Here is a 15833-nt window from a genome sequence, read left to right on the forward strand (position 1 = left end):
CTCAGCCGCGTACCCCGCACAGGTGCAGCAGCGCCGCCACCCCGCGGTAGGGGTCCGTGCGCCCGGCCCGCTCCTCGACCGCGAGCAGGGTCTCCAGGTCGTCCGGGAGCGCCGCGTCGTTCGCCGCCGTGTCCGTGAAGACCCGGACGCCGTACCAGGCGTGCAGCGGGGCGGCGATGCCGTCGAGCGTGGCGGTGAGGGCCGCGAGCCGGTCGGCCCTCACCTCCAGGCCGAGGCGGTTGCGATATGAGGTGGTGTCGAAGGCGGCCAGGGCCGACGACCAGTCCCCGGACAGCCCCGGGCGCACGGCGAGCGCGTCGCCGTTGCGGACCAGGAGGGAGAGGAGGCCGCCGGGCGCCAGCACCCGGGCCAGCCCCGCCACCAGCGGGTCCGGCTCCTCCACGTACATCAGCACGCCGTGGCACAGCACCACGTCGAAGCTGCCCGGCAGGAAGTGCACACCGGTGTCCCGGCCGTCGCCCTGCACCAGCCGCACCCGCTCCCGGATGCCCTCCGGCTCCCGGGCCACGGCGTCGCGCGCGGCGGCGATCATCGTCGCGTCCTGCTCGACCCCGGTCACGTGGTGGCCGAGCCGGGCCAGCCGCAGCGCCTGCGTGCCCTGGCCCATGCCCACGTCGAGCACCCGCAGCCGCTGCCCGACCGGGAACCGTCCGGCTATCTGCTCGTCCAGCTGCCGGGCCACCAGCTCCTGGCGCACGACGTCCCGCAGGCCGCCCAGGCCGTTCAGCCAGGCATCGGCCGCGCCCCCGGTGAAAGCGTCAGCGCTCAGGGCCGCTCTCCGCGCTTGACCTGCGGCTTCGGCAGCCGGAGCCGGCGCATCTGCAGGGACCGCATCAGGGCGTAGGCGACCGCGCCGCGCGTGTTCTCGCCCGGGAAGCGCTCCTGGAGCCGCTTCTTCAGCCGGAAGCCGCTGACCGCCGCGTCCAGCACGATCAGCACGATCACGATCAGCCACAGCAGCAGCGCGATGCTCTGGATCGCGGGCACCCGCACCACGCTCAGCACCAGGATGACCACCGCCAGCGGCAGGAAGAACTCCGCCACGTTGAACCGCGAGTCCACCCAGTTCCGGGCGAACTTGCGCACCGGGCCCTTGTCCCGGGCGGGCAGGTACCGCTCGTCGCCGCTGGCCAGCGCCTGGCGCTGCCGCTCCAGGGCCTGGCGCCGCTCCTCGCGCTGGCGCTTCGCGGCCTCCTTGCGGTTCGTCGGCGTACGGGCGACGCTGCGGCGCTGGGACTGGGCCTCACTGCGCTTGGGAGTGGGCCTGCCCTTCGGGGCCTGCGGGTCGCGGGGCTGCTTGGAGAGGGTCACCGGCGCCTTGTCGGCGGTCGGGGCCTTCTCTTCCTTGGCACGGCTACGGAACACAAAACCCAAGGGTAAGGGCTGCACCGGCATGGACCCCAGCCCGGTGGGGAACGATCCGGCAACACCGGACGTCTCTAGGGGGACAGAGGGGACACACAGAGGGCTTCCGGCGGCATCGGGGTGGATCACCTACTCCCTACGCCGGAGCGGAACGGTCCGCAGTCGTCCTCGGGGATGAGCGCATTACCCCGCGAACAGTGCGGTAATGGAAGCGGGGCCCGTACTGTGGGTCCTGTCGCAGGATCTGTGAGCTGGAGTCCGTCAGAAGGGGGCGCGCGAAGCCCATGAGCGGTGTCATGAAGCGTATGGGGATGATCTTCCGCGCGAAGGCGAACAAGGCCCTTGACCGGGCCGAGGACCCGCGCGAGACCCTCGATTACTCGTACCAGAAGCAGCTGGAGCTGCTCCAGAAGGTCCGCCGTGGCGTCGCCGACGTGGCCACGTCCCGCAAGCGCCTGGAACTCCAGCTCAACCAGTTGCAGCAGCAGTCCTCCAAGCTGGAGGACCAGGGCCGCAAGGCGCTCGCGCTCGGCCGCGAGGACCTGGCCCGCGAGGCGCTGTCCCGCCGTGCCGCCCTCCAGCAGCAGGTCACGGACCTCGAGACCCAGCACGCGACCCTCCAGGGCGAGGAGGAGAAGCTCACCCTGGCGGCCCAGCGCCTCCAGGCCAAGGTGGACGCCTTCCGTACGCGCAAGGAGACCATCAAGGCCACCTACACCGCGGCCCAGGCCCAGACCCGCATCGGCGAGGCCTTCTCCGGCATCTCCGAGGAGATGGGCGACGTCGGCCTCGCCATCCAGCGCGCCGAGGACAAGACCGCCCAGCTCCAGGCGCGGGCCGGCGCCATCGACGAACTGCTCGCCTCGGGCGCCCTGGACGACCCCTCCGGCATGCACAAGGACGACATCCAGGCCGAGCTGGACCGGCTCTCCGGTGGTACGGATGTAGAGCTGGAACTGCAGCGCATGAAGGCCGAGCTGGCCGGGGGCTCCCCGCAGCAGGCCATCGAGGGCGGCACCGGTCAGGGGCAGTCCCAGCAGCAGCCGCAGGACACCCCGCGCTTCGACAAGCAGTAGCCCGGCGCCGGGGCCCTAGCCGAGGAGGCCGACGTGATCGTACGGATCATGGGGGAGGGCCAGGTGACGCTGGACGACTCCCACGTCGCCGAGCTGAACAAGCTGGACGACGACCTGCTGGAGGAGGTGCAGAGCGGCGACGAGGAGGGCTTCCGTCGCACGCTCGGCGCCCTCCTCGACGCCGTCCGCCGGCTCGGCACGCCGCTGCCGGACGACGCGCTGGAACCCTCGGAGCTGATCCTCCCGTCGCCGGACGCGACGCTGGACGAGGTCCGGGAGATGCTGAGCGACGACGGGCTGATCCCCGGCTGAACCCCGACGGTCCCCCCGGGGGCGGGGTGCCTGGTGACCCGGGGCGTCGTGAGGCCGGCCGGGCTCCGTGGCGACGCCCCGCCTCGCGGACCGGGATGTCGTGCGGCCGCGGGTCGCGGGTGACCGGTCGCGCGGTTCCCCGCGTCCCCTCGGGGGGTTCCCGGGTGCACCGAGTGGTCGGCGCCCTGCCGGTGGTCGGTGGCCGGCCCGTACTGTGCACACCGTGAGCACTCTCGAACGCGCCCGGTGCGGCCTCAAGGCACACCCCCTGGCGGCGGACGCTGCGCTCGCCGCCGGCGTGCTGGCCTGCATGGTCGCCGGTTCCTTCGCCGCGCCCCAGGGCCACCACGGCCTCACCTGGGACGTCCACGCCCCCGCCGTCCTCAGCCTCCTCCTCATGCTGGCCGGCTCGGCGGCACTCGTCTTCCGGCGCCGGGCGCCCAAGACGGTCCTCGCCGTCACCGGCACCGTGTCCCTGGTCGAGTGCGTCACCGGCGACCCCCGCGCCCCGGTCGCGATGTCCGCCGTCATCGCCCTGTTCACCGTCGCCGCGACCACCGACCGCTCCACCACCTGGCGCCTCGGCCTGCTCACCATGACCGTGCTGACGGCCGCCGCCATGCTCGCCGGCCCGCTGCCCTGGTACGCCCAGGAGAACCTCGGCGTCCTTGCCTGGACCGGCATCGGCGCCACCGCCGGCGACGCCGTGCGCAGCCGTCGCGCGGTCGTCCAGGCCATCCGGGACCGCGCCGAGCGCGCCGAACGCACCCGGGAGGAGGAGGCCCGGCGCCGGGTCGCCGAGGAGCGCCTGCGCATCGCCCGCGATCTGCACGACGTCGTCGCCCACCACATCGCCCTGGTGAACGTGCAGGCCGGGGTCGCCGCGCACGTCATGGACAAGCGGCCCGACCAGGCCAAGGAGGCCCTCGCGCACGTCCGTCAGGCCAGCCGCAGCGCGCTCGACGAACTGCGCGCCACCGTCGGCCTGCTCCGCCAGAGCGGTGACCCCGAGGCCCCCACCGAACCCGCCCCGGGCCTGAGCCGCCTGGAGGAGCTGGCCGACACCTTCCGCAGCGCCGGGCTGCCGGTGTCCGTGGCCCGCGCCGACCAGGGCACCGAACTGCCCGCCGCCGTCGACCTGGCCGCGTACCGGATCGTCCAGGAGGCGCTGACCAACGTCCGCAAGCACGCGGGCCCCGACGCCGGCGCCGAGGTGAGCGTCGTACGCGTCGGTCCGAACATCGAGGTCACCGTCCTGGACGACGGCCCGGGCACGCCCGGCACCCCGGGAGCCGGCCACGCGTCCGAGGACGGCGGCGGGCACGGGCTGCTCGGCATGCGCGAGCGGGTCACCGCCCTGGGCGGCACCCTGACCACCGGCCCCCGCTACGGCGGCGGCTTCCGCGTCCATGCGATCCTGCCCGTCAAGACGACGACGGCCCAGGGGGAACCCGTATGACCATCCGTGTCCTGCTCGCCGACGACCAGGCACTGCTGCGCAGCGCGTTCCGGGTGCTGGTCGACTCCGAGCCCGACATGGAGGTGGTCGGGGAGGCCTCGGACGGTGCGGAGGCGGTCCGGCTGGCGAAGGAGCACGGCCCCGACGTCGTCCTCATGGACATCCGGATGCCCGGCACCGACGGCCTGGCCGCCACCCGGCAGATCGGCGCCGACCCGTCCCTCGCGCCGGTCCGCGTGGTCATCCTGACCACCTTCGAGGTCGACGACTACGTCGTCCAGGCGCTGCGCGCCGGCGCCTCCGGCTTCCTCGGCAAGGGCAGCGAACCGGAGGAGCTGCTGAACGCCATCCGGGTCGCGGCCGGCGGCGAGGCCCTGTTGTCCCCCGCCGCCACCAAGGGCCTGATCGCCCGCTTCCTCGCCCGGGGCGACGACGGCGACGGCCCCGACCCGGCCCGCTCCGAGCGGCTCGCCGCCCTCACCGGCCGGGAGCGGGAAGTCCTCGTCCAGGTCGCCGGCGGACACTCCAACGACGAGATCGCCGAGCGGCTGGCGGTCAGCCCGCTGACGGTGAAGACGCACGTCAACCGGGCCATGGCCAAGCTGGGCGCGCGGGACCGGGCCCAGCTCGTCGTCATCGCGTACGAGTCGGGGCTGGTACGTCCGAGGACGGACTGATCTCCACCCGCGTCTACTGCGCGCGGAGTAGGGGCCGCCGCGGGAACGGGACCTGGGGCCTACACAACGGCCCTCCGGGATGGCCCAGGGTGGTGGAGACTTCTGCCGCTCACAGAAGAGAGACCCTGATCCATGTCCTGGCTGTCCAGATTCAGCCTCGCCCAGCGCGCCCTCGTGGGGCTCGTGTCCCTCATCGCGCTCGCCTTCGGGCTGATCGCGATACCCCAGATCAAACAGCAGCTCCTGCCCACCATCGAACTGCCCATGGTGTCGGTGATCGCGCCGTACCAGGGCGCCTCGCCCGACGTGGTCGAGAAGCAGGTCGTCGAACCCGTCGAGAACAACCTGCAAGGCGTCGACGGCGTCACCGGTGTCACCTCCACCGCCAGTGAGGGCAACGCCGTGATCATGGCGTCCTTCGAGTACGGCAACGACACCAAGCGGATCGTCTCCGACGTCCAGCAGGCCGTGAACCGGGCCCGCAACCAGCTCCCGGACGACGTCGACCCGCAGGTCGTCTCCGGCTCCACGGACGACATGCCGACCGTGGTCCTCGCCGTCACCTCCGACAAGGACCAGCAGGCGCTCGCCGACCAGCTCGACACGACGGTCGTGCCGGCCCTGAAGGACATCGACGGCGTCGGCCGCGTCCAGGTCACCGGCGTCCGCGACCTCCAGGTCACCGTCACCCCGGACGACGCGAAGCTGGCCCGGGCCGGCCTCACCCCGGCCGCGCTCGGCCAGGCCCTCCAGGCGGGCGGCGCCACCGTGCCGGCCGGCTCCTTCGACGAGGACGGCGCGAACCGCACCGTCCGGGTCGGCGGCGGCTTCACCTCACTGCGCCAGATCGAGGACCTGATGGTCACCGGCGAGGGCGGGACGCGGCCGGTGCGTCTCGGCGCCGTGGCCACGGTCGAGGAGCGGCCGGCCCCGGCCGACTCCCTCACCCGCACCGACGGCCGGCCCAGCCTCGCCGTCAACGTGACCATGGACCACGACGGCAGCGCGGTCTCCATCTCGAACGCGGTCGAGGACAAGCTGCCCGGTCTGCGCGCGGCCCTCGGCGCCGGCGCGAAGCTCACGGTCGTCAGCGACCAGGGCCCGGCCGTGTCCAAGTCCATCAAGGGCCTGACCACGGAGGGCGCGCTCGGCCTGCTCTTCGCGGTCCTGGTGATCCTGGTCTTCCTCGCGTCGGTCCGCTCGACGCTGGTGACGGCGGTCTCCATCCCGCTGTCGGTGGTGCTGGCCCTGATCGTGCTGTGGACGCGTGGCCTGTCCCTGAACATGCTCACGCTCGGCGCCCTGACCATCGCCATCGGCCGGGTCGTCGACGACTCGATCGTGGTCCTGGAGAACATCAAGCGGCACCTCGGCTACGGCGAGGAGCGCAGGGAGGCGATCCTCACGGCGGTGCGCGAGGTGGGCGGCGCGGTCACCTCCTCCACCCTCACCACGGTCGCGGTGTTCCTGCCGATCGACCTGGTCGGCGGCATGGTGGGCGCCCTGTTCGGCTCGTTCAGCCTCACGGTGACGGCGGCCCTGCTGGCCTCGCTGCTCGTGTCGCTGACGGTCGTGCCCGTCCTGTCGTACTGGTTCCTGCGCGCCCCCAAGGGCACCCCCGAGGACGCGGCTCAGGCCCGCCGCGAGGCCGAGGAGAAGGAGGCCGGCAGCCGCCTCCAGCGGGCGTACGTCCCCGTCCTGCGGTTCGCGACGCGCCGCAGGCTCACCAGCGTGCTCATCGCGCTCGTCGTCCTGGTCGTCACGTTCGGCATGTCGGGCCTGCTGAAGACGAACTTCTTCGACCAGGGCGACCAGGAAGTCCTCACCGTCAAGCAGCGGCTGAAGCCCGGCACCAGTCTCGCCGCCACGAACGCGCAGGCCAAGCGGGTGGAGAAGCTGCTCGCCGCCACCGAGGGCGTGAAGGACTACCAGGTCACCGTCGGCTCCTCCGGCTTCATGGCGGCCTTCGGCGGCGGCACCGACACCAACCAGGCGTCGTACCAGGTGATGCTGAAGGACTCCGCGTCCTACGACGACGTGCGCGCACAGCTCGAGGACGGCCTGAAGAAGCTCGAGGGCGCCGGTACGACCACGGTGTCGGGCGGTGACGGCTTCGGCGACCAGAACCTGAGCGTGGTGGTCAAGGCGTCCGACCCCGAGGTGCTGCGGACGGCGGCCGAGCGGGTCCGCTCCACGGTCGCCGGCCTCGACCACGTCACGGACGTCACCAGCGACCTCGCGCAGAGCGTGCCGCGGGTCTCGGTCAGGGCCAACGCCAAGGCGGCGGCGGCCGGGTTCGACGACCAGAAGCTGGGCGCCGCGGTGGCGCAGGCCGTGCGCGGTACGACGGTGGCCAAGGCGGTCCTCGACGACACCGAGCGGGACGTCGTCGTGCGGTCGGCGAAGCCCGCGACCACGCTCGCCCGGCTCAAGGCGCTGCGCCTCGGCCCGGTGAAGCTCGGTGACATCGCCACGGTGAAGCTGGTGGACGGGCCGGTGTCCATGACCCGCATCGACGGGCAGCGCGCCGCCACGATCACGGCCACGCCGACGGGTGACGACACGGGTGCGATCAGCAGCAGGCTCCAGTCGAAGATCAAGGGCCTGAAGCTGCCGGCGGGTGCCACGGCCGAGATCGGCGGGGTCTCCTCCGACCAGGACGACGCGTTCAAGAACCTGGGCCTGGCCATGCTGGCCGCCATCGCGATCGTCTTCATGCTGCTGGTCGCGACGTTCCGCTCGCTCGCCCAGCCGCTGATCCTGCTGGTCTCCGTCCCGTTCGCGGCGACCGGCGCGATCGGTCTGCTGGTCGCCACCGGCACCCCGATGGGCGTGCCCGCGATGATCGGCATGCTGATGCTGATCGGCATCGTGGTGACCAACGCGATCGTGCTGATCGACCTGATCAACCAGTACCGGGCGCAGGGCCACGGCGTGGTGGAGGCCGTGATCGAGGGCGGCCGGCACCGGCTCCGCCCCATCCTCATGACGGCGCTGGCGACGATCTTCGCCCTGCTCCCCATGGCGCTGGGCGTCACCGGCGAGGGCGGCTTCATCGCCCAGCCGCTCGCCGTGGTCGTCATCGGCGGGCTGATCACGTCGACCCTGCTGACGCTCCTGCTGGTCCCGACGCTCTACGCGATGCTGGAGCTCCGCAAGGAGCGCCGGGCGCGGAAGCGGGCGGCGAAGCGGCAGCCGGCACCGGAGAGGGAGCCGGAGCCGGCCGGGGTGTGACGGCATGACGAAGGGCCGGGCCCCCTCGGGGACCCGGCCCTTCTGCGTCCACTACGGCAGCGCGAGCATCCGCTCCAGCGCCAGCTTGGCGAACGCCTCCGTCTCCTTGTCGACCTCGATGCGGTTGACCAGGTTGCCGTCGGCCAGCGACTCCAGCGCCCAGACCAGGTGGGGGAGGTCGATGCGGTTCATCGTCGAGCAGAAGCAGACCGTCTTGTCGAGGAAGACGATCTCCTTGCCCTCCGGCGCGAAACGGTTCGCCAGGCGGCGCACCAGGTTCAGCTCCGTGCCGATCGCCCACTTGGAACCGGCCGGGGCCGCCTCCAGGGTCTTGATGATGTACTCCGTCGAGCCGACGTAGTCCGCCGCCGCCACGACCTCGTGCTTGCACTCGGGGTGGACCAGCACGTTCACGCCGGGGATGCGCGCGCGCACGTCGTCGACCGAGTCCAGGCTGAAGCGGCCGTGGACCGAGCAGTGCCCCCGCCACAGGATCATCTTCGCGGCGCGCAGCTGCTCGGCCGTCAGCCCGCCGTTCGGCTTGTGCGGGTTGTAGACCACACAGTCGTCCAGGGACATCCCCATGTCGCGGACGGCGGTGTTCCGCCCCAGGTGCTGGTCCGGCAGGAAGAGGACCTTCTCCCCCTGCTCGAAGGCCCAGTCGAGGGCGCGCCTTGCGTTGGAGGAGGTGCAGATGGTGCCGCCGTGCTTGCCGGTGAACGCCTTGATGTCGGCGGAGGAGTTCATGTACGACACCGGGACCACCTGTTCGGCGATGCCCGCCTCGGTGAGCACGTCCCAGCACTCCGCGACCTGCTCGGCCGTCGCCATGTCGGCCATGGAGCAGCCGGCGGCGAGGTCGGGCAGCACGACCTTCTGGTCGTCGGAGGTCAGGATGTCCGCCGACTCGGCCATGAAGTGCACACCGCAGAAGACGATGTACTCGGCCTCCGGGCGCGCGGCCGCGTCCCGGGCCAGCTTGAAGGAGTCGCCCGTGACGTCCGCGAACTGGATGACCTCGTCGCGCTGGTAGTGGTGGCCGAGGACGAAGACCTTGTCGCCGAGCCGGGCCTTGGCGGCGCGGGCGCGCTCGACCAGGTCGGGGTCCGAGGGCGACGGGAGGTCTCCGGGACACTCGACGCCCCGCTCGCTCTTCGGGTCGGCCTCGCGGCCGAGCAGCAGCAGGGCGAGCGGAGTCGGCTGCACGTCGAGCTCCGGGGTCTGGGCGGTGGTCACGACACGCACCCTTTCTACTTTTCGTCTAACTGACGCTATCTATCATAACCGGTTCACGTCACTTTGACGATGGCCATAGCGTCCATGTGACGTGAATCCCGCCCGGGTCCCTCCACAGGCCGCTGTCGGCGCCCAGGGCCATGTGCGAGCATGAACCCGGAAGGAAAAACGCGACAACGACAATGCCCGGCCCGGAATGAATCCGCGGAAGCGCCGGTTGCACTCGTCGGCAAGCAGTCTCCGTACAACCCGGGAGAGATGTAGATGTCCGTATCGGACGAGACCACCACCGTCACCGACGGCATCATCCTGACCGACGCCGCCGCGGCCAAGGTCAAGGCCCTGCTCGACCAGGAAGGCCGCGACGACCTCGCGCTGCGCGTCGCCGTCCAGCCCGGCGGCTGCTCCGGCCTGCGCTACCAGCTCTTCTTCGACGAGCGCTCGCTCGACGGTGACGTGGAGAAGGACTTCGGCGGGGTCAAGGTCGTCACGGACCGGATGAGCGCTCCGTACCTCGGCGGTGCCACCATCGACTTCGTCGACACGATCGAGAAGCAGGGCTTCACGATCGACAACCCCAACGCGACCGGCTCCTGCGCCTGCGGCGACTCCTTCAGCTGAGCCGACGGCCGGCGAAGCCGCACGGTCTGCCGGCCGGAAAAGGCGGCGGTCCCCTTCCGGGGGCCGCCGCCTTCACGTTTTCCGCCCGGCTCCCGCGGGCGGGCCGACGCGTCCGGTCAGCGCGGCCGGGCCGACGCGTCCGGCCGCAGGGAGCCCGGCTTCGCCTTCGGGACCGCCGTGCCGTCCGCGCCGACCACCGTCCGTCCGTCCAGCGGCGCGCCCAGGGTCACGGTCTTCACGTACTCCTTGGCGATCAGGACGCACACCCGGCCCGGCCAGGGCCGCTCGGTGACCGTCACCGTCACCCGTTCGCCGCTCTCCCGCGCCGACGTCCGGTAGTCGGCGCACACCCCGCCGTAGAAGCTCAGGGTCAGCGTCCGCCCGTCGGCCGTGTAGCCGTTCACCTTCACGCTCCGGCTCTCCCCGGACGCCGGGGACGACGCGGAGGGCTCAGGCGCCGCGGACGCCGAGGTCAGGTACGCCGGGTCGACCGCCGGATACGTCACCGTGAACGCGCCGCCCGCCGCGGACCCGCGCACCCGGAACAGCCAGGACGGCACCAGCGTCTGCCGCCCGCCCACGGAGTGCGCGGCCAGCCCGAACACCGCCTTCTCCACCGTCACCATGGCCCGGGCCGCCTTCGGTGCCCCCGTCGACGCGCCGCACGGCTGTTCCAGCCGGTCCTTCAGCGGCTCCGGGCTCGCGCACCCCCCGATCCCCATCCGGTGGCCGTCCCCCGCCGTCCCGTTCATCAGCGCCAGCGTCCGCTCCGCGCCCACCACGCGATACGTGTCCCCCTTCACCGGCGCCGCCAGCAGCCCGTGACCGCCGACCAGCTCGCCGTTCCGGTCGACGGTCAGACCGGTCGTCCAGCCGTACGTGGGCAGCCCGCCGACCACCGGGTCCGCGTCGACCACCCGCCGGGCGCCCATCACCCGGCTCGCGTCGAGCTTCGCGCCGTCCAGCCCCGCCGCCTGAAGCACCGGTGCCGCCGCCTTCTCCGCCGCGGCCACGCTCACCGGGTCGCCGGCCGGGGCGCCCGGGTCCTGGGCGCAGACGGTCACCTTCCAGCAGTTGTCGGTGCCGGGCGCGTACCGCTCGAAACTCCAGCCGCCCGGCGCGTCCCGGTTCACCGTCAGCCTCGGCCCGGAGCCGTCCTGTCCGCCGACGCGCCAGATCCGCCCCTCGGCCACCGGCGCCCCGTCGATCCCGAGCGCCTTCGCCAGCCGGACCACCCGCTCCCGGCCGACCTCGGCCCCCGGCTCGTACACCGGCGCCGAACCGGGCCCGTCGGGCAGCTCGCCCTCCGCCACGTACCGGGTGCCGTACGGGTCCGGCTCGCCGGGCGCGATCCCGCCCGTGCCGGAGCGCGCCCAGCCGTCCAGGGCGAGCGGCGGGGGAGTGCCGTGGGCCCCGCCGGGGGCGGCCGGACCGTCCGTACGGTGCTCGGTGCCGCCGCTCGCGGCGAGGTAGGCGCCACCGCCGCCGATCAGGAGGACGGCCGCCGTGGCGACGGCGACGACGACGGCCGTGCGGCGCCGGCCGACGGCCCGTCCCGGTCCCGCCGGCCGCGGGTCCGTGGGGGACTGGTCGCGCTCCTCAGGGGCGCCGGAGTTCTCAGACCGCTCGGTGTTCACCGCATCGCTCCCTCGCTGCCTCGTGTCCCGCGTCCCCCGCGGGGGACGGCGATGGGACGCGGGAGGGGAGCGCGCGGTTCCCGGGCTCGCGCGCCGCGGGTCAGTCGCCGTAGTCCGACATCGCGTCCAGCAGCCGGGCGGACCGCGCCGGCACACGCACCCCGTGGATGCGGGACGGCGGCACCGGCCGGGACTCGCCGTGCTCCGGGACGGCCCAGTGCGGCGCCATCCGGGCGCAGTCGCCGCGCAGCGCGGCGAGGTCGCCGTCGGAGTCGGCCGGGGCGGAAGAGGTGACCTCGAGGTTCGTCATGCCCGCACCGTAGGCACGACCCGGGCTGCGGCAAAAGAGCTACTATCGGGTAGTTTCGCCAGCTTCAGTGGCGGCTTCCGACCGGGTAGCGTGAACTGTCGATCCGCTCCCGTCCCCGCCATCGCCCTTCCCACGAGCGCTCACGCGCGCACCTTCTTATTTCCGCAGGAGAATCCCGTCGTGCGCATCGCAGTCACCGGCTCCATCGCCACCGACCATCTCATGACCTTCCCCGGCCGCTTCGCCGACCAGTTGGTCGCGGACCAGCTGCACACGGTTTCGCTCTCCTTCCTGGTCGACAACCTGGACGTACGCCGCGGCGGCGTCGGCGCCAACATCGCCTTCGGCATGGGCCAGCTCGGCACCGGGCCCGTCCTGGTCGGCGCCGCCGGCTTCGACTTCGACGAGTACCGGGCCTGGCTCGACCGGCACGGCGTCGACACCGAGTCGGTCCGCATCTCCGAGACCCTGCACACCGCCCGTTTCGTGTGCACCACCGACTCCGACCACAACCAGATCGGCTCCTTCTACACCGGCGCGATGAGCGAGGCCCGGCTGATCGAGCTGAAGACGGTCGCCGACCGCGTGGGCGGTCTCGACCTGGTCCTCATCGGCGCCGACGACCCCGAGGCGATGCTCCGCCACACCGAGGAGTGCCGCTCCCGGAACATCCCGTTCGCCGCCGACTTCTCCCAGCAGATCGCCCGGATGGAGGGCGAGGAGATCCGGATACTGCTGGACGGGGCGACCTACCTCTTCTCCAACGAGTACGAGAAGGGGCTCATCGAGTCCAAGACCGGCTGGAGCGACGCGGAGATCCTGGAGAAGGTCGGCCACCGGGTCACCACGCTCGGTTCACGGGGCGTGCGCATCGAGCGGACCGGCGAGGACCCGATCGAGGTCGGCTGCCCGGAGGAGGAGCGCAAGGCCGACCCCACGGGCGTGGGCGACGCCTTCCGCGCCGGATTCCTGTCCGGACTCGCCTGGGGCGTCTCCCTGGAGCGCGCCGCCCAGGTGGGGTGCATGCTGGCCACGCTGGTCATCGAGACCGTGGGCACGCAGGAGTACCAGCTGCGCCGGGGCCACTTCATGGAGCGGTTCGTGAAGGCGTACGGCGACGACGCCGGCCAGGAAGTGCGGGCCCACCTGAGCTGACGCCGGGCCGGCGCCCCGCTCAGCTCACCCTGCGCACCAGGTACGCCGTTCCCCGCTGTGCCGGTTCCTCCCCGACGTACTCCTGCCCCCGCATCTCGCACCACGCCGGGATGTCCAGGCGGGCCGCCTCGTCGTCGGAGAGGACCCGGACGGTCCCGCCCACCGGCACCCGGCCGAACACCTTGGCCAGTTCGATGACCGGGATCGGGCAGCGCTTGCCGAGGGAGTCGACGAGCAGCTCCCGCGGACCGCCCCGGGTGACCGGGGCGGGCGCGCCCAGCTTCTCCCGCACCCCGGCCACCGCCCCGGGCAGCACCTCGAGGAACCGCTCCACGTCCGCCTCCGCCGTGCCGGGCGGCAGGGAGACCCGTACGTTGCCCTCGCTCAGCACTCCCATCGCCTTCAGCACATGGCTGGGGGTCAGCGTGCTGCTCGTGCAGGAGGAGCCGGAGGACACCGAGAAGCCGGCCCGGTCCAGCTCGTGCAGCAGCGCCTCGCCGTCGACGTAGAGGCAGGAGAAGGTGACGATCCCGGGCAGCCGGCGCACGGCGTCGCCGACCACCTCCACGTCCGGCACCAGCTCCGGCACCCGCGCCCGGATCCGCTCCGTCAGCTCCCGCAGCCGTACCGCCTCCTGGGCCGCCTCGGCCCGGACCGCGCGCAGCGAGGCCACGGCCGCCACGATCGCCGGGATGTTCTCGAACCCGGGCGCCCGCCCCGACTCCCGCTCGTCCACCGGGCCTTGGGCGGCGAACCGCACCCCCTTGCGCACGACGAGCAGCCCGACCCCCGACGGCCCGCCCCACTTGTGCGCGCTGGCCGCGAGCAGCGACCAGTCACCCTCCACCGGCCCCCAGCCCAGCGACTGCGCCGCGTCCACCAGCAGGGGCACCCCTGCCGCCCGGCACACCTCCGCCACCTCGGCCACCGGCTGCGCGGTGCCCACTTCGTGGTTGGCCGACTGCAGGCACGCCAGCGCGGTGTCCGCCCGGAGCGCGGCCGCGTACCCCGCCGGGTCGACGGCTCCCGCCCGGTCGACGGCCACCCGGGTGACCGTCCCGCCGTCCGCCTCGAACGCCTCCGCCGAATGGAGTATGGAGGAGTGTTCGACGGAGGACACGATCAGGTGGCGTCCCACCCGCCGCCGCCCGGCCAACGCCCCCGCGACACCCCTGTGTACGGCCCGGGTGCCGGACGACGTGAACACCACCTCGTCCGCCCGGCAGCCGACGGCCTCGGCAGCCGCCTCCCGCGAGGCGTCCAGCAGCAGCCGGGCCTTGCGTCCCTCCCGGTAGAGCCGGGCCGGATCGGCCCATCCCTCGTCCAGGGAGGCCGACAGCGCCTGGCGGGCGACGGGATGGAGAGGAGTGGCGGAGGCAGCGTCAAAATAGGCCATACGGCAACGCTAGACCGCCGGTCAGGGCAGTGCGCCGAAGGGGCGCGGGGAACGGCGCGACCAGCCACAACGCACCCGCAGCCGCCAATCAAGCGAACCACCCCACCCAGTAGGCACCCCTCCTCGCGAACCCTCGGAGAGGGTGGGCTAGGGTTTGGTCCGCATAAACATCCAAACCCCTGCCCGACGCAGGGCGGCGACCGACCAGCGAGAAGGCCGCAGCCGACCGCGCGGGCGAGACTCTCGGGAAGGCGCTACGTGAGTCCCAACGGCTCCGACCGCTCGCCGCGGCGCCCGATGCGGCGGAAGCTGCTGCAGGCACTGACCGCGGGCCTGGTCCTGGCGACCGCAACCGGTTGCACATACAAGGACTTCCCCCGCCTTGGCATGCCCACCCCGACCACGGAAGAGGCTCCGCGGATCCTCTCCCTGTGGCAGGGATCCTGGGCTGCCGCGCTCGCCGTCGGCGTGCTGGTGTGGGGCCTGATCCTGTGGAGTGCCCTCTTCCACCGGCGCAGCCGCACCAAGGTCGAGGTTCCTCCGCAGACCCGGTACAACATGCCGATCGAGGCGCTGTACACGGTGGTCCCGATCATCATCATCTCGGTGCTGTTCTACTTCACGGCCCGGGACGAGTCGAAGCTCCTCGACATGTCCAAGAAGCCCGACGTCACGGTCAACGTGGTCGGCTTCCAGTGGAGCTGGGGCTTCAACTACATCGAGAACGTTCCCGGTTCCACCGGTGACGCCAGGACCGACAAGAACCTGACCGCCATCTCGGACCCGCTGCGCAAGCAGTTCCCGGCGAACGCAGGCGGTGTCTACGACGTCGGTACGCCCGGCACGCGGAACCCCCAGACGAACAACCCCGGTCCGACGCTCTGGCTCCCCAAGGGCAAGACGGTCCGCTTCGTCCTCACTTCGCGTGACGTCATCCACTCCTTCTGGGTGGTGCCGTTCCTGATGAAGCAGGACGTCATCCCCGGCCGGACCAACTCCTTCCAGGTGACCCCCAACAAGGAGGGCACCTTCCTCGGCAAGTGCGCCGAGCTCTGCGGCGTCGACCACTCCCGGATGCTGTTCAACGTGAAGGTCGTCTCCCCGGAGCGCTACGCGCAGCACCTCAAGGAGCTCGCGCAGAAGGGGCAGACCGGTTACATCCCGGCCGGCATCGCGCAGACGAGCCACGAGAAGAACCAGAGGACGAACATCCTGTGAGCATCCTCAACGAACCCCAGGGTGCCGCGGCAGCTGAAGGCTCGCACGCCGACGAGCTGCCGGTCCGGCGCAAGCAGCCCGGCAATGTCGTGGTGAAGTGGCTGACGACCACGGAC

14 protein-coding genes are annotated in these 15833 nt (G+C 72.3%); 8 read left to right on the plus strand and 6 right to left on the minus strand.

What is annotated here, in order from left to right; all coding sequences use genetic code 11:
* Position 1 precedes the first annotated feature (1 nt).
* Together LG395_RS28505 and LG395_RS28510 are read right to left on the minus strand one after the other, a co-directional pair.
* The gene (locus LG395_RS28505) at positions 2-703 is read right to left on the minus strand and encodes a class I SAM-dependent methyltransferase (protein ID WP_171160076.1); all 702 of its coding nucleotides are present in this window, start codon (positions 701-703) and stop codon (positions 2-4) included.
* An 83-nt stretch (positions 704-786) separates the two neighbouring features.
* Positions 787-1416, minus strand: coding sequence for a DUF3043 domain-containing protein (locus LG395_RS28510; RefSeq protein WP_171157026.1), 630 nt, complete (start codon positions 1414-1416; stop codon positions 787-789).
* Between the two features lie 254 nt (positions 1417-1670).
* Between LG395_RS28510 and LG395_RS28515 the strand changes: the two genes are divergently transcribed.
* The 5 genes from LG395_RS28515 to LG395_RS28535 all read left to right on the plus strand — a co-directional run bounded on the left by LG395_RS28515 (position 1671) and on the right by LG395_RS28535 (position 8144).
* A complete protein-coding gene (locus tag LG395_RS28515; protein WP_171157028.1) occupies positions 1671-2462 on the plus strand; it encodes a PspA/IM30 family protein in 792 nt (263 codons plus the stop codon).
* Between the two features lie 33 nt (positions 2463-2495).
* Positions 2496-2774: a PspA-associated protein PspAA gene (pspAA, locus tag LG395_RS28520; protein WP_225811688.1), complete on the plus strand. Its 279-nt coding sequence runs from the start codon at positions 2496-2498 to the stop codon at positions 2772-2774.
* 223 nt (positions 2775-2997) lie between these two features.
* The gene (locus LG395_RS28525) at positions 2998-4233 is read left to right on the plus strand and encodes a sensor histidine kinase (RefSeq protein ID WP_225811689.1); all 1236 of its coding nucleotides are present in this window, start codon (positions 2998-3000) and stop codon (positions 4231-4233) included.
* A complete protein-coding gene (locus LG395_RS28530) occupies positions 4230-4910 on the plus strand; it encodes a response regulator (protein WP_171157034.1) in 681 nt (226 codons plus the stop codon). The genes LG395_RS28525 and LG395_RS28530 overlap by 4 nt, the downstream gene beginning before the upstream one ends.
* Positions 4911-5042: 132 nt before the next feature.
* A complete protein-coding gene (locus tag LG395_RS28535) occupies positions 5043-8144 on the plus strand; it encodes an efflux RND transporter permease subunit (protein ID WP_225811690.1) in 3102 nt (1033 codons plus the stop codon).
* A gap of 51 nt (positions 8145-8195) precedes the next feature.
* Here the strand turns inward: LG395_RS28535 and nadA are convergent, their stop codons facing one another.
* The gene (gene nadA / locus LG395_RS28540) at positions 8196-9380 is read right to left on the minus strand and encodes a quinolinate synthase NadA (protein ID WP_225811691.1); all 1185 of its coding nucleotides are present in this window, start codon (positions 9378-9380) and stop codon (positions 8196-8198) included.
* Positions 9381-9644: 264 nt separating this feature from the next.
* Here nadA and LG395_RS28545 point away from each other — a divergent pair, with 264 nt between their 5' ends.
* Positions 9645-10001 carry an iron-sulfur cluster assembly accessory protein gene (locus LG395_RS28545; RefSeq protein ID WP_028422454.1) on the plus strand — a complete coding sequence of 119 codons (357 nt, stop codon included), beginning with the start codon at positions 9645-9647 and terminating at the stop codon, positions 9999-10001.
* A 116-nt stretch (positions 10002-10117) separates the two neighbouring features.
* Here the strand turns inward: LG395_RS28545 and LG395_RS28550 are convergent, their stop codons facing one another.
* Together LG395_RS28550 and LG395_RS28555 are read right to left on the minus strand one after the other, a co-directional pair.
* A complete protein-coding gene (locus LG395_RS28550) occupies positions 10118-11638 on the minus strand; it encodes a hypothetical protein (RefSeq protein WP_225811692.1) in 1521 nt (506 codons plus the stop codon).
* A gap of 100 nt (positions 11639-11738) precedes the next feature.
* Complete coding sequence (locus LG395_RS28555; RefSeq protein WP_171157042.1) at positions 11739-11948, minus strand: hypothetical protein; 210 nt, start codon at positions 11946-11948, stop codon at positions 11739-11741.
* A gap of 180 nt (positions 11949-12128) precedes the next feature.
* Here LG395_RS28555 and LG395_RS28560 point away from each other — a divergent pair, with 180 nt between their 5' ends.
* Complete coding sequence (locus LG395_RS28560) at positions 12129-13103, plus strand: carbohydrate kinase family protein (protein WP_171157044.1); 975 nt, start codon at positions 12129-12131, stop codon at positions 13101-13103.
* A gap of 19 nt (positions 13104-13122) precedes the next feature.
* Here LG395_RS28560 and LG395_RS28565 read toward each other — a convergent pair whose 3' ends face one another.
* Positions 13123-14499 carry a cysteine desulfurase/sulfurtransferase TusA family protein gene (locus LG395_RS28565; RefSeq protein WP_225811693.1) on the minus strand — a complete coding sequence of 459 codons (1377 nt, stop codon included), beginning with the start codon at positions 14497-14499 and terminating at the stop codon, positions 13123-13125.
* Between the two features lie 258 nt (positions 14500-14757).
* On the opposite strand from LG395_RS28565, the gene ctaC reads away from it, so the two are divergent.
* Positions 14758-15717 carry an aa3-type cytochrome oxidase subunit II gene (gene ctaC / locus LG395_RS28570; protein WP_171157048.1) on the plus strand — a complete coding sequence of 320 codons (960 nt, stop codon included), beginning with the start codon at positions 14758-14760 and terminating at the stop codon, positions 15715-15717.
* Positions 15718-15833: the final 116 nt, after the last annotated feature.

The sequence above is a fragment of the Streptomyces spinosus genome, assembly GCF_020400655.1.
Taxonomy (GTDB): domain Bacteria; phylum Actinomycetota; class Actinomycetes; order Streptomycetales; family Streptomycetaceae; genus Streptomyces; species Streptomyces argyrophylli.